Genomic DNA, 13,333 nt, shown 5'->3' on the forward strand with positions numbered 1-13,333 from the left:
TTGTTATGCTGGTTGGTTCGGAGTGCTTTCCTTGCCGGTAGCAGGTTGAGTTCCGCTGGCCGGGGGGGCTTTGCGCCTGAGATGAAACGTGGCGCTATTGCCGTCGCTTACCGTGTGAAAAGTGTCTGATGAGCACTGCGAGCCAGAGCTTTACCACTGCGCGCACTGTGGGAAAGCTCTCGTGCCAGTTCGACATGCAAACCCCGGGGATAGGGCAATACCGTTTTAGCACTCCGCCATTGGTAAGAGGTATAGAAGCGGTATCTAAAAGAAAGCAAAGCGGCTTTTTCCGGCAACAACCAAATTTTGTAGTCGTTGCCTATCTATTATAAAATTCATCAAAAACTCACAAGAATTAAATTTACCGGTGGGGTTAATTGAAAATGATGCGGAAGCATAGGAGTGTGGGGATATTATTAAAATGGCATTAAAATGACTATTAATTAATTGTTTGTTAAATAATGAGTAAATAGGAATGGTGGTTTGGTGAGATTTTGTAAAATTCCTTGCTTAGCTACTCGCTTTGCACATCCATTTTTCTCCTTTTTGCTTATGAATACATGTACTCTTCCAAAAGTCTTTTCTGACAGAAAGATTACCACTTCCTGGCTGCTGACGCTGCTGTTGCTACTCGCCGGCCCGGCCGCTTTCGCACAACTGGCCGGAACTTATACCATCAACAAAAACCTGCCGACTGCGGGCACCAACTTCGCTAGCTTTTCGGCCGCTGCTACGGCCCTGAACACTGCCGGTATTTCGGCCTCGGTGCGCTTCAATGTGCTGAACGGGCCATACGCTGAGCAGTTTGTGCTGAACAGTGTGGCGGGTGTCAGTGCTACCGATACCATTGTGGTAGATGGCGGGGCCAGCAAGCAAACGCTCAGCTACAGCGGAATTGTGAGCCAGCCGGCGGCCGTGCAACTAAATGGCACGGACTACGTGACGCTGCAAAACCTGACCATTGACGCCTCGGCCGGCGCTACCTATGGCATCGGGGTGCATTTCATTGGCTCGGCCAACAACAACCGGGTGGCCAACTGCGTGGTGATGGGCCCCGCCACGGCCACCTCAAGCACGGCCAATGCCGGCATTGCCGCCAGCGGCAGCGTGACCTCGGCCGCCACGGCCGGCGATGCCAACACGCTGCGCATCGAGAACAACGTCATCAGCGGCGGCTACTACGGCCTGATTCTGACCGGTACCAGCACCACGGCCCGTACCAGCGGCGTGCGCATAACAGGCAACGAACTGAAGGACTTCTACCTCTACGGGCTGGACGTGGAAAGCACCGCAGGCGCCCGTCTGGTGGCCAACAACATCCATCGCACCAACCGCAGCACGGTAACTACTTTCTACGGCGTGTACCTGATTGGCAGCGTGGGCACCGCCATTGAGCGCAACCGCATTCACGACAATTTTACGGGCAACCCGGCCAGCACCAGCATTGCCTACGGCATCTACTTCTCGGCTGATGATGCTACGGCCGGCAACGAGAACGATGTGGTGAACAACGTTATCTACAACTTCAACGGCGCGGGCACTGAGTATGGCATCTACAACACGGGCTCAGACTTTGCGCGCTATTATCATAACACGGTGTCGCTGGACAACACGGCCAGCGCGGCCACAACCCTCAGCTACGGCTTTTACCAGACCACACAGGCTGCGGGCCTCGATTTCCGCAACAACGTGGTGAGCGTGACGCGCGGCGGCACAGGCAACCGCTTTGCCCTGTACTTCGTGACGACGACTTCCACCATTACTTCGAACTACAACGACCTGTCTGTGAGCACCGGCACCAACTTCTTCACCGGCCGCTACGGGACCACGAACTACGCTACCCTCACCGACTGGCGCGGGGCCAATGCCAGTGCCTTCGACCAGAACAGCATTGCGGCCGACCCCCGCTTCGCGAGCGTCACCAACCTGGAGCCCGGCAACGTAGCCCTCAACGGCGCTGGTACCGTGGCTACCATCGTACGCGTACCGCGCGACATCAACAACGTGTTGCGCGTCAGCCCGCCCGACCTGGGCGCCTACGAGTTTACACCCGTGGCCAACGACGTGGCCCTGGTGAGCATCGACGCGCCCGCTACGCCCGCCGTACCCGGCGCGAACCCCGTGCGGGTGACTATCCGCAACGGGGGCACGGCCACCCTCACCAGCGTAACCCTTAGCTACACCCTGAACGGCGGCACCCCCACGGCCCCGCAAACCTTCGCGGGCCTCACGCTGGCCGCCGGTGCCACCCAGCAACTCACCTTCGCGCAGGGCGTGGTGGTACCCAGCGGCTCCAATACACTGAGCGTGACAGCCAGCCTGCCCAACGGGCAGCCCGATGGCAACGCCACCAACAACACCCTGACCACGACCTTCACCCAGCCCACACCCGACAACGACGAGCCCTGCACGGCCATTGCTCTGAGCAGCGGACCCCTCACAGGCTCCAACAGCGGGGCCAGCACCACATTGCAGCCCACTATTATCACGCCGGCCTGCTCGCCGGCCTCGCTGCCGAAAGACGTGTGGTTTACTTTCACGCCCAGCGGCCCCAGCACCAGCCTCACCCTGACCGGCAACGCGGCCGGCATGGTGCGGGTGTTCAGCACGCCGAACTGCGCCAGCGGCCCGTTTACGCAGGTGTTCTGCGCCGGCAGCGGGGCCAATAACACCGCCGTGGGCACTGTAAGCGTAATGGGCCTGACGGCGGGCACGCGCTATTACGTGGCCGTGAGCGGTTACGGCAGCTCCGATACCGGTGGCACTTTCACCATCGCGGCTACTGGTCTGGTGCTGGGCCGCACTGCCCAGGCCAACAGCACGGCCCTGAGCGTGTTCCCCAACCCGAGCGCCACGGGCCAACTCACGCTGCAAGTGGCGCGTCCGCTGGGCGCCGGCACGGTGGAACTGGTCAATGCGCTGGGGCAGGTGGTGCAGCGCCAGCCGTTGGCCGCTGGCGAGCAGACCCTGGGCACCGGCAAGCTGGCCGCGGGCCTCTACACCCTGCGCGTGCAGGCCGGCAGCGAAGTGCTCACCCGCAAAGTCGTGCTCCAATAACCTTTCCTACCGCCTTTCTGAGCTATTTCTTTCAATCGTGGAGAAGCCTCGGTCCTTGGCCGGGGCCTCTTTTTTGTTCAGCTTGGCACTCATGGAGGTGGAGTAGCCGCGTAGCGGTGGTAGGTTTGCAGCCGTTGGCTACCCGCTCGCGCAGTGGTGCGCCAATAAATTTTCCTGCCTTACACCTTTCTGAGCTATGCTTTCAACGCAAAGAAGCCCCGGCCAACTGGCTGGGGCTTCTTTTTTGGGAATAATTCAGAACGTCAGGCTGAAGGCGGATGAGGGGGAGGCCTCCTCCACCCGCGTGCTGCGTGGTTTTGCTGCTACAGCGTTGCCTTGTGAGCTGTGACGGCCGCTATGAAGGCGTTCGTTTCGGTAATCTGGACCTGCACCTGGGCCAAATCCAACTCGCGGATGAGCAGGGCTGCTGGCCCCCGCGATTCCTGACGGTCGTTGAGGTCGGCCTGGCGATTGGTGGCGCGGCGCAGGTTCACCTCGTTGGTTTTGCGGGCTTTGGTGCCCGCCGCCAGCGTGGGGATGATGGTGTTCAGTGCCCCAATTTCGGCCGTCAGGCTAGCCAGCTCGGCTTGCATTTCCGTCGCGCCGTCGGTCGAGTTCTCGCGGGTGAAGTCGAGGTTATCGGCGCGGTGGTTCAGGTTGCGGAGCTCCGCTTGCGCAATGGTCAGGACGGCGTCGCAGTCGGCCGGCGTGGTCAGTAAATTCACAGAGTAAGCCATAGTAGGTTAAATGGTTTAGGTGAAAAAATGAGATTCAGCAGCTGAACGGTAAGTACCCCTGCAAATTGCATGACTACTCTTATTTATCTCTGATTTTCAGTAAGTTTTCCACTGTTGACAGCTAGCTGTTCTTCCAGTGCATTGGCTTCGGCCGTGAGCCCTTGCAGGCGGGCCACCAGCAAGCCCTGCGCCCCAGCCAACAGGGGCGGGTGCACCGGGGTAGGAGCCAACCGTGCAAGCCAGTCGCGGGCCCGCTCTTCCTCGGCCGTGAGCGCGCCGGTAGCCGGCAGCAGGCCCGCCCGCAAGTGCGCCAGGCTGCGCTGGCGGCGCGTCTGGGCCTGGGTGCGGTCAGCTTCGGTTTCCAGCTGGTAGCGCAGCTGGGTGGCCTCATGCCGGCAGCGGCGCAGGCGCTTGCGCAGGGCCAGCAGCTCGGTGGCAGTCAGGGGCTTCGTCACTTCAGCCGCTGGGGTAGCAGGTGGCACAGATTCCCCTTCGGGCGGCAACAGCAGCACCAGCTGCCGCAGTCGCCGCTCCGCTCCCAGCGCAAACGAGCGTTTGCCCGCTTCCACGAAGGCCACCTGCTCGCGCGCCACGCCCAGGTAGCGCCCCAGCTCCGCCTGCGTCAGACCGAAATGCGCCCGCACGGCCGCCGCCAGGGAGTTAGAAGGCAAGGCGCGGGGCATAAGTCTGGTTGTTACATCGCTCGGGAAAATCCGGAGGCTTGTAACAACGGCGGTTACATGAGTTTTATTTTTTGGAAATCGGGTAACAGAGTAGGGGTGAGGCGGACGAAGGCGCGGTGCAGGTTAGGGCACGGCCTGCCTTTTGAGGGGGACACTGCCTACCGGCAGATGGGCATTCGCGAGGGGCTCTTCACCACCGAAGGGGTGTGGGGCAGCGGCGAGTATGCCACTGGCAGGGGCGGTTTGAATTGCGCAACGGCCACCAAACCCTGCTGGGCAGCGGCAAATACCTAGTGCTCTTGAAAAAGATACCGGCTGGCTGGAAGATATTCCGCGACTCGTTCAGCCCCGACGGCCCTTCCGCTCCCAAACCCGCGCGCTAAGGGTTGGCCACGACCGAAGCTTGAGCCACCCACAAAAATTGAAATATCCAGCGAGCAGGGCCAGAAATGCGGCGCTGACCGCCACGGGGCTTCGGTAGTTTCGCGTGTTGGAAATAGTTGGGCAGGCAGTCGTTTCGCAACTAGTTTAAGTTGACTACTTCTGTTGCTAGGCGGCTAGGTTCCCCGCGCCTGCCATCATTCGGGCCGCCGCTGAACTTGGTTTCCCTTGCCTCAGTGCAGCAGAACTTTAATTTCCTGCTGAACAGTCTTACCCAGGAAAATCTCGTGGCCGAGCCCCGGCAGCTCGTGCAGGGTGGCCGGGATGCCTTGCTGCTGCAGCCGGCGGTAGTACTCCTGGGTTAGCGCGGGCGGGGCGATGGAATCGGCGGTGCCCACGAGCAAAGCCACCCGCGTGCGGGCCGGAATGCGGGCCACCACCTGCTCCGGCGATACGCTGGCCACGGGCTGGTCCCAGATGGCCCCGCCGCCCGTGTGGCGCTTCATGTGGATGCGCCAGGCGGCCACGTTGCAGGGGCAGGAAGCCAGCAGCGCCGCATCGGCCGCGCCGGGGTGGCGTCCGAGCAGGTCGGCGGTGATGGCGGCCCCACCGGAGTGCCCGGCCACCACCACGCGCCCGGCATGGTAGCGGCGCTTGAGCGTGTCGAGGGCCGCCGCGATGGCGTCGATAACGGCAGGGGTGTAGTTGTCGCCGGTGGTTTCGCCGCGCTCGCCGGCCGACTGGTGTCCGGCGGGGTCGGTGTAGCCGGGGCGCAGCAGGGCCACGGCCACTACGTCGGGGTTGGCCTGGGCTACCTGCCGGGCCACGGTGTATTGGTAGTCGGGCTTGTTGAAGGGGGCATCGCCGTGCAGCACGAGCAGCAGCGTGGGATGGGCGCTGAGCTGCGGGCTGCGGTATACCTGGGCCCATAGGCGCTGCCCGCCAGTGCCCACCCACTGGCCTGGGCCGGTAGCGGTAGCGGCAGTGCCGGTGGTTTCGGCCTGGGGCTGGCAGCCGGCCAGGGTGAGTAGGGCAACCAGCGCCGCGCAGGCTGCCCGGAGGTTTCGGTAGTTTCGCATAGCGTAAATAACGGGACAAGAGGCCGTAGCGCGAACTTTCAGTTCGCGTCTCAGAAAGACTGCCAAGCGGTGCAGAAACGCGAACTGAAAGTCCGCGCTACTAGCCACTGATTTCAGTACCGCTCTAAGTTGCTCGCTGTTGCTGGGTAGCCAGATTCTCCCGCCCCGGCCACCACTCCGGCCGCTGGGGTAGCCGCAGTTCCTGTCCCTCGAAGCGGCGCACGCCGTAGTCGCCGCCGCTGAACTCGCCGAAGTCGTTGGCCAGGCGCACGCGGTAGTCGGCATCAATCCAGAACAGGTGGCGGTCGAAGGCGCGGTGCAGGTTGGGGCACAGGGCGAGGCCGTTGGGCAGGGTGTCGTCGTGGCTCACGGCCCAGGGCACGATGTGGCAGGCGTCGAGCAGGGGCACGGGGCTGCTGCGGGTGCTGAGCAGCTTGAGGCCCGACACGGCGCAGGTGTAGTCGTAGGCTTCGAGCACCACGCGTTTAAACACGCCGCTGCGCACCGTAAGGTCGAGCTCATCGGTGGCGGCAAAATGGGTGCGGTAGAGGGCGGCGGGCTCTTCCAGCATCTGGCGGCGGATGCCGGCTAGGGCGTCCTGGCCGGCCCGGGCCCGGTAGCGGCCCTGCGTCTGGGCAAAGTAGCGCGTGAGTAGCGCCTGGGTGAAGGCCGCCCGCTGGGTGGAGTCTTGCAGCAGCAGCCAGAGGTCGGCATCGAGGGCGGCGTAGGCCACCACGTCGCGCAGGTGGCGGAAGCTGCGGATGGAGCCCGAGCGGGTGAGCAGGATTTCGAGGCCGGGCCAGGTGTGCAGGTGCCAGAAGCCATCGGAGCGCAGGTGGTAGAAGGGCAGGGCGAAGTTGGCCGCCGTGAACAGCGCCGAGGTGCCCAAGTCGGTGCAAATAGCTTTGAAGGCCGCAATAAGCTCGGGCGTGATTTCAATGCGGTTGCCCTGAATGGAGCCGTCGGCAATGCCTTCGAGCACGGCCATCAGCAGGGCGGACTTGTAGGGCGCTTCCCCGTGCTGGCGGCGGCTGGCCACGCGGAGCTTCTGAAAGCGGCGGAGGTAGGTGGGGAGGATAGAAAGGTAACTCGCCGCCCCGCCTCCCAAAGCGGCTCCTAGTGCATTGCTTTGAAGTAGGGGTGGCAGTGTTGGGCTAAGGAAAGGCGAAAAGGCACGCCGGCCTTTTTGCCTTTCCACCCGCGGGCATTAGTCACTATTTGCCCAAACAGTACTCCAAACGGGCCGTAGATGAGTGTTTCCACATCATCCAGCCACTACTTTCAAGCGCTTTGCCACAGCACAGTGTCGCGTGTAAGTAGACCGGGGCTCCCACTAACGACGCTATGCCTGTTTTTCTACATTCTTCTACCAGCATGGTGCATTTGTTGGCCGTAGCGCTGGCCCTGATGGCCGGTACTGCCATTGTATTGGGGCCCAAGGCCACGGGGCAACACCGGCGCCTCGGCCGGGTGTATGTGGGCAGCATGGCCATGGTGCTGCTCACGGCCTTTCGCATGTATTTCCTCTTTGGCCGGTTTGGAGTGGTGCACTGGGGAGCGGTGGGCAGCACCCTGGCGCTGGGCGTCGGCACGGGGGCGGTGCTGTGCCGGCCGGTGCTGGCCGCGTGGCGGCAGTGGCACTATCTGGGCATGGGCGCGTCGGTAACGGGCCTCTACGCGGCGTTGGTAGTGGAAAGCACCTACCGACTTTTTCCGGTGGCTTATTTTTGGTGGGTCACGCTGGGGCCGGCCGCAGCCGTTTTCCTGGCTGGCGGGCTGGTGCTGCGCCGGCATTTTCCGCCGGGCCCGCAGCGCGAGGCTGCGCGGGATTCGATGCGTCAGCTCACCGCGCATCGTGCGTAAGCGCTGCTAATTAGCAAGCCTTGGCCGTCAGGAGTAGGAGAAAAAGGGCCTCCGCAGACAGCACAGTCATCGTGGGGCATGCATAACCAGCGGCTTAACGCGCCGAGAAAACGGCTATTTCGGGCAATATGGGCCCCACGCGAATCAAAGACTGGTTTTCGGGCTCTATATCCAAATGGTGCGCCGGGCCGTGCGTAGTGGCTACGGGGGGCACCAGTGCGTCCTTTTCGGAACTAACGGCCACATAGCCCAGCTCGAAATAGAGCGGCAGCACCACGGGGCTGCTTCGCATGGGGCGGCCCCGGTACCAGGTGAAAGGGCTAAGCGGGAGAGGCAGGTCCACCGTCTCTTCGTAGTAATTGTGCGGAGCCACGCGGGTCAGGCACGGAGTATAGTGCCGCTCCACCTCGGTGTCGTCGGGTACGGGCACCACGGCCTTACCCACCACGACGCGGTCGGCTAGTAGCTGCACGTTCACCAAGTTCGGCATGGTTTCGAAGTGGCCGTCCGCCAGGATATTCGTCCAGAACTGATTGACGAGGAACAGGACGTCAGCAGAATCATTGCGCACCTGATAGCGCAGGCGTAGTCGTGCCGACGAGCCCGGCAGGACCTGAACCGCTACGGTGATGGGCGCGGAGGCTGACTGTTCGGAGGATGGCAGCATGGCAAGGGAAGGAAAAGCCGGTTTGCCTTGCAGCAGACAAATCAGCGGGCCGAGAATACCAGGGCTTCCGGGAGCAGCGGCCCGCTGAGAATGGTTTCCTGCAGCTCCAGCGGAAACCAACTCGCCGTATATACTTGCCCATAGGGCGTGCTAAGTGGCTGAATATACCGCTCAACTTCAGCCGAAGCTACGACATAGCCCATTTCAAAGAAGAGGGCGCGATGGACTGGGGCCGTCCGCATGGGGCGGCTTGCGTACCATGTAAACGGGGAAAGCGGGGTAGCCAACAGCATATGCTCCGCCAGTTTTTCGTTGGGTAGCAGGCGGCTCAGGCAAGGCACGTAGGGCCGCTCTACTTCCTTGTCGTCAGGGACCGGTACCAGGGTTTTGCTGACCGTCACACGCTCGGGGCTAAGAATAATATTGGCCGCATTGGGGTCCGTGTCGAACACACTCGCGCCGCCCGCCCGTGCCAACTTGTTGAACAGGTAAAGCGGCTGGCCGGATGTATTCGTTACCTCATAGCGCAGCTGCAGTGCATCGGGTAGCTGAGTGACCGTGACTACCAGCAGGCAGTCGGTCCTGATAATTGGCGCCGGAGCAATCATGCATCTTATTGTGAAGCTGTTCAGAGAGTTTAATCTCATTTTAGACTTTCTGAACAGCTTCGTGGAGAGAAAAACAGTTTCAGGAAGCCAACGCCTGCGCGTAAGCAGGAAAACCTTTCAACCAACTGATAAGGTGCGCTCGCTCTTCAATACCCCATTCCTGCACTATTTCCCGCGCCAGCTTCTGTGCGGTCGGGTCTCCGGTTTTTAGCAGCGCAACCACGCCTACCCACGAAACCGTAACGAATCCAAACCACGGAGTATTTCTGTTCTCAGCGTCTTTGATGGCTTTTACAATAGGTGCCAAACCCTGCTCCCAATGGCTGTTTCCCAAGGCCGCCAGAGCACCAGCGCGTACTTGCGGCGACTTGTGGTTGAGGCAATCTACTAATTCATCCAGGTTGAGGTGCTCATATTGAGGAAGCACTGGGAAGATATGCTGGTTCGTTTCCATTACAGTTACTGGTCTAGGTTAAAATTGTCAATTAGGTACTGTCTTTCGTTCCGAGCATTATCCACCAAATCATGGCCTATATCGAACCGGCGTACCTGTCGTGCAATTTTTACTTCTTCCATATAGGCATTGTATTCCGGTTGCCACCTCAAGCCAGGGTCTTGAAAATATTTCATCGCCCCTGGGAAACCAAGTGATTTGTCATCGGCGTAGTGCCGTGCTTCGTGCCGCAGGGCTCCAATAGAGGCATTCTCATCCAATAGTAACTGGCCGGGGCTTCCACTGGCTGGGGAAGGGCCATACGCCATAACCCCTTTACGATGAATTATTTCTACTCCTTACTTTTTGCAGCTGGCCTAAAGTCTCCGCCGATTCTGCTGAATGAGACAACCGTCCCGGTCCAAACAAATCATGAATTGGGTCAGCCTCATTCTTCATGAGCGGTCGGGACACTAACCCCCTCGTTGATTCCTTTGGCAGGATAACGCTCGGCAGCCCATGCTCCCGCGCCGCCGGTGCCGCAAAGGCCGTGACCGGCCCCCCGGCCTGAATCGTCCAGCCCATGGGGTCGGACAGGGTTAGCGCGCACACATAGGCCCCGTGGGTGCCATCGCCGTGGTGGAATGTTTCGGCGTAGGCCACGGCGATGGCAGCAGCCAACTGCAGCGTTTCGATGGCTTGTCCACCATTGGCGTCAAGAAACACGACGGTGGCCGCTTGGTGCTTGTGCGGGTCGTTGGCCCAGGCAAGCAGGACATCGTTGTCGGGAACCGACAGCATGAGTTCCACCAGCTCATAGCGCACCTTGGTGTCGACCAGCCCGCGCTGGTAGGTGGCCTGCTTGAGGCCAAAAGTGCAGTTCAGCACGGGAAAAGCGTAGCCGACAATACACAGTTCGGCCGAGAAGGAAGCCATTGGTTACTGGAAGAGTGGATGAGAAGGCGTAATAAAGCTAGTGTCATAGACCCTAAACAGATGAGTTCCTATCGCCCCGTCCGCCTTTTTGGCGGCCCGCCACTGCTGCCATAACCTTTTCCTAATGCCCCCGGTAAGCAAAACCCCGTTAGCTTCGCCGTTATGAAAACGCTCTATCTCCTTCGCCACGCCAAATCCAGCTGGAGCTTCGACGAGCTCAGCGACCAGGAGCGCCCGCTCAATGACCGCGGCCGCGACGATGCCCCCGCCATGGGCCAGGCCCTGGCCAAGCGCCGCATCTGCCCCGACCTCATCGTGAGCTCGCCCGCCGTGCGCGCCATGAGCACCGCTGTGCTGGTGGCCCGCGAAATGCAGTATCCCCACGATAAAATTGCGGTTGAGTCCGGCATTTACGGCGCCGATGCCGACGACCTGCTCGCCATCATCAAGGACCTGCCCGACGCTGCCGATGCGGTGCTGCTGGTGGGCCACAATCCCACCATCACCGAAACGGCCAATGAGCTGTCGCCGTCTAGCATCAACGAGATGCCCACGGCCGCCGTGGTCTGCCTGCGCTTCGAGTGCGAGCACTGGGCCGACGTGAGCAAGGCAAACGCCGAGTTCTATTTCTACGACTACCCGCGCAATGTGAGTTAAGAGCCTTTTTTTAGATTTAACAGAACGGTCATGCAGAGCGCAGCGAAGCACGACCGTTCTGCTTTCTGTTTCCGTTAAAGGCACGTTTCACCAACCCAACTCCATTTGAAGACCCTCTCCCGCGACCTGAGCTGGCTGCGTTTCAATGCCCGCGTGCTGCAAGAGGCCCAGAGCGACACCGTGCCGCTGCTGGAGCGCCTCAAGTTCCTGGCTATTTTCAGCAGCAACCTCGACGAGTTTTTCAAGGTGCGGGTGGCCACGCTGCGGCGGCTGGTGAAGCTCAAGAAAAAGACCCGCGCCAAGCTCGGCGAAAGCCCCAAGCGCCTGCTGAAGGAGGTGCTGGCCGAAGTAGCCCGGCAGCAGGAGGAATTTGGCCAGACCTTCCGGCAGCAATTACTCCCCGCGTTGAATGAGCAGCACATTCACCTGCTGAGCGAGGCCGAGCTGACGCATAAGCAGCGCGAGTGGACCGCCCAGTACTTCCGCGACAAGGTCCTGAACCTGCTCTCGCCCGTAGTGCTCGATGAGACGCTGCACCACCTCTTCCTGAAGGACCAGGCGGTGTACCTCACCTTCTTCCTCACCAAGCCCAAAGCCCAAAAACCCAAGCTGGAAGCCGAACGCGTGATGGTGATGGAGCTGCCCACCAAGCGCCACGGCGGCCGCTTCGTGCGCCTGCCCGACGAGGGCGAGGAGCGCTACGTGCTGTTTCTGGACGACGTAATTCGGGTGGGCGCGGCCGAGCTGTTTCCGGCGTATAAGCAGGTTGCCGTCAACGCCATCAAGCTCTCGCGCGATGCCGAACTAGACATCGAAGAAGAAGTGTCCGGTGACCTGATGGAGAAAATTCGCAGCAGCCTGGCCAAGCGCGCCACCGGCTTCCCTGCCCGCCTGCTCTATGACCCCGAAATGCCCAAGGAGGTGCTGCGGGCCATCAAGCAGAAAACCGGCATCACCGACGAGGAACTGGTGGAAGGCAGCCGCTACCACAACTTCCGCGACTTCTTTGGCTTCCCAAGCTTCGATGAGCCCGCGTTTCACTATCCGCCCCGGCCGGCTCTGGCACACCCCACGCTGCCGCGCACGGGCAGCCTGCTGGCCGCCATCGGGCAACGCGACCACCTGCTGCACCTCCCGTACCAGAGCTTCGACTACGTGACCCGCCTGTTGCGCGAGGCCGCCACCGATGCCCGCGTGTCCAGCATCAGCATCACGCTCTACCGCGTGGCCAGCAAAAGCGCTGTGGTGAAAAACCTGATAAAAGCCGCCAAGCACGGCAAGCAGGTGACGGTGGTGATGGAGCTGAAAGCGCGTTTCGACGAAGAGTCCAACCTCTTTTGGGCCGACAAGCTGAAGCGCGCCGGTGCCCATGTCATTTTCACTCCGCCCGAGCTGAAGGTGCACAGCAAGCTCCTGCTCATTGCTCGCCGCGAAGTCGATGAAACCACCCGCCAGTACGCCTACTTCAGCACCGGTAACTTCAACGAAAGCACCGCTGACCTCTACACCGACCACGGCTTATTTACGGCCAATGAGGAACTGACCAAAGAAGCCGCCGCCGTGTTCGGCTACCTGCGCGACCAAACCGTAGTGCCCGAGCTTAAGCAGCTGCTGGTAGCACCCTTTGGCCTGCGCCCCGGCCTCAACGCCCTGATTGACTACGAAATCAAACAAGCCAAAAAAGGCAAGCAGGCCTACATCATCCTCAAGGTAAATGCTGTGGAGGACGAGGGCATGATTTGCAAGCTCTACGACGCCAGCCGGGCCGGCGTGCGCGTCGAACTCATCGTGCGCGGCATCGGCCGCCTCGTGCCAGGCGAGCCGGGCCTGAGCGACAACATCCACCAGCGCGGCATCGTTGACCGGTTTCTGGAGCACAGCCGGGTGTACGTCTTCGCCCACGGCGGCGCGGAGCAAGTCTACGTTTCCTCCGCCGACTGGATGACCCGCAACCTCGACCGCCGCGTGGAAGTAGCCTTCCCCATCCTCGACGAATCCCTCCGCGCCGAAGTGCGCCAACTGCTCGACTTCCAGCGGCAGGACAACGTGAAGGCTCGTGACTTCGGAAATACGTTCGTCCCCGCCGCAGAGGGAGAGAAGCCCTTGCAAGCGCAGGAGGCCACTTACAAGTGGCTCAAAGGCCTGAAGCGGCGCCAAGTGAAGACGTAAGAACGGGTACCCCGAATTTCCAATTCGGCCGCTTGAACGAGATGCATAACCATCGTTCAAGCG

Annotated in this window: 12 protein-coding genes; 4 read left to right on the forward strand and 8 right to left on the reverse strand. The window is 61.0% G+C overall.

Annotated elements, in window-relative coordinates; translation table 11 throughout:
• The first annotated feature begins 552 nt into the window (after positions 1–552).
• Complete coding sequence (locus tag J4E00_RS15000) at positions 553–3,057, forward strand: T9SS type A sorting domain-containing protein (RefSeq protein WP_208175986.1); 2,505 nt, start codon at positions 553–555, stop codon at positions 3,055–3,057.
• Between the two features lie 323 nt (positions 3,058–3,380).
• Here J4E00_RS15000 and J4E00_RS15005 read toward each other — a convergent pair whose 3' ends face one another.
• From J4E00_RS15005 to J4E00_RS30035, 4 genes are all read right to left on the reverse strand, one after another.
• The gene (locus J4E00_RS15005; protein WP_208175987.1) at positions 3,381–3,794 is read right to left on the reverse strand and encodes a hypothetical protein; all 414 of its coding nucleotides are present in this window, start codon (positions 3,792–3,794) and stop codon (positions 3,381–3,383) included.
• A gap of 83 nt (positions 3,795–3,877) precedes the next feature.
• Positions 3,878–4,477: a hypothetical protein gene (locus tag J4E00_RS15010; RefSeq protein ID WP_208175988.1), complete on the reverse strand. Its 600-nt coding sequence runs from the start codon at positions 4,475–4,477 to the stop codon at positions 3,878–3,880.
• Positions 4,478–5,091: 614 nt separating this feature from the next.
• Entirely contained in the window at positions 5,092–5,937 is an 846-nt protein-coding gene (locus J4E00_RS15015; RefSeq protein ID WP_208175989.1) for an alpha/beta hydrolase family protein, read from the reverse strand.
• 124 nt (positions 5,938–6,061) lie between these two features.
• Entirely contained in the window at positions 6,062–6,976 is a 915-nt protein-coding gene (locus J4E00_RS30035) for an HNH endonuclease (protein ID WP_208175990.1), read from the reverse strand.
• Between the two features lie 305 nt (positions 6,977–7,281).
• On the opposite strand from J4E00_RS30035, the gene J4E00_RS15025 reads away from it, so the two are divergent.
• Positions 7,282–7,800, forward strand: coding sequence for a hypothetical protein (locus J4E00_RS15025; RefSeq protein ID WP_208175991.1), 519 nt, complete (start codon positions 7,282–7,284; stop codon positions 7,798–7,800).
• A 94-nt stretch (positions 7,801–7,894) separates the two neighbouring features.
• On the opposite strand, the gene J4E00_RS15030 is transcribed toward J4E00_RS15025, so the two are convergent.
• The 4 genes from J4E00_RS15030 to tssD all read right to left on the reverse strand — a co-directional run bounded on the left by J4E00_RS15030 (position 7,895) and on the right by tssD (position 10,444).
• On the reverse strand, positions 7,895–8,467 hold the full coding sequence (locus J4E00_RS15030; protein WP_208175992.1) for a hypothetical protein: 573 nt from the start codon (positions 8,465–8,467) through the stop codon (positions 7,895–7,897).
• Positions 8,468–8,508: 41 nt separating this feature from the next.
• On the reverse strand, positions 8,509–9,075 hold the full coding sequence (locus J4E00_RS15035; protein ID WP_208175993.1) for a hypothetical protein: 567 nt from the start codon (positions 9,073–9,075) through the stop codon (positions 8,509–8,511).
• A gap of 79 nt (positions 9,076–9,154) precedes the next feature.
• Positions 9,155–9,529, reverse strand: a complete 375-nt coding sequence (locus J4E00_RS15040; RefSeq protein WP_208175994.1) for a HEAT repeat domain-containing protein — start codon at positions 9,527–9,529, stop codon at positions 9,155–9,157.
• A gap of 315 nt (positions 9,530–9,844) precedes the next feature.
• The gene (tssD, locus tag J4E00_RS15045; protein WP_208175995.1) at positions 9,845–10,444 is read right to left on the reverse strand and encodes a type VI secretion system tube protein TssD; all 600 of its coding nucleotides are present in this window, start codon (positions 10,442–10,444) and stop codon (positions 9,845–9,847) included.
• 162 nt (positions 10,445–10,606) lie between these two features.
• Between tssD and J4E00_RS15050 the strand changes: the two genes are divergently transcribed.
• Together J4E00_RS15050 and ppk1 are read left to right on the forward strand one after the other, a co-directional pair.
• Complete coding sequence (locus tag J4E00_RS15050) at positions 10,607–11,101, forward strand: SixA phosphatase family protein (RefSeq protein ID WP_208175996.1); 495 nt, start codon at positions 10,607–10,609, stop codon at positions 11,099–11,101.
• A 105-nt stretch (positions 11,102–11,206) separates the two neighbouring features.
• On the forward strand, positions 11,207–13,270 hold the full coding sequence (gene ppk1, locus J4E00_RS15055) for a polyphosphate kinase 1 (RefSeq protein ID WP_208175997.1): 2,064 nt from the start codon (positions 11,207–11,209) through the stop codon (positions 13,268–13,270).
• The last annotated feature ends 63 nt before the right edge of the window (positions 13,271–13,333 follow it).

The organism is Hymenobacter negativus, from assembly GCF_017571495.1.
GTDB classification, from domain to species: Bacteria; Bacteroidota; Bacteroidia; order Cytophagales; family Hymenobacteraceae; genus Hymenobacter; species Hymenobacter negativus.

What these genes read in the sequence shown, in the direction of transcription:
- J4E00_RS15000 (WP_208175986.1), top strand. Translation starts at nt 553, where the DNA reads ATGAATACATGTACTCTTCCAAAAGTCTTTTCTGACAGAAAGATTACC.
- J4E00_RS15005 (WP_208175987.1), bottom strand. Translation starts at nt 3,794, where the DNA reads ATGGCTTACTCTGTGAATTTACTGACCACGCCGGCCGACTGCGACGCC.
- J4E00_RS15010 (WP_208175988.1), bottom strand. Translation starts at nt 4,477, where the DNA reads ATGCCCCGCGCCTTGCCTTCTAACTCCCTGGCGGCGGCCGTGCGGGCG.
- J4E00_RS15015 (WP_208175989.1), bottom strand. Translation starts at nt 5,937, where the DNA reads ATGCGAAACTACCGAAACCTCCGGGCAGCCTGCGCGGCGCTGGTTGCC.
- J4E00_RS15025 (WP_208175991.1), top strand. Translation starts at nt 7,282, where the DNA reads ATGCCTGTTTTTCTACATTCTTCTACCAGCATGGTGCATTTGTTGGCC.
- J4E00_RS15030 (WP_208175992.1), bottom strand. Translation starts at nt 8,467, where the DNA reads ATGCTGCCATCCTCCGAACAGTCAGCCTCCGCGCCCATCACCGTAGCG.
- J4E00_RS15035 (WP_208175993.1), bottom strand. Translation starts at nt 9,075, where the DNA reads ATGATTGCTCCGGCGCCAATTATCAGGACCGACTGCCTGCTGGTAGTC.
- J4E00_RS15040 (WP_208175994.1), bottom strand. Translation starts at nt 9,529, where the DNA reads ATGGAAACGAACCAGCATATCTTCCCAGTGCTTCCTCAATATGAGCAC.
- tssD (WP_208175995.1), bottom strand. Translation starts at nt 10,444, where the DNA reads ATGGCTTCCTTCTCGGCCGAACTGTGTATTGTCGGCTACGCTTTTCCC.
- J4E00_RS15050 (WP_208175996.1), top strand. Translation starts at nt 10,607, where the DNA reads ATGAAAACGCTCTATCTCCTTCGCCACGCCAAATCCAGCTGGAGCTTC.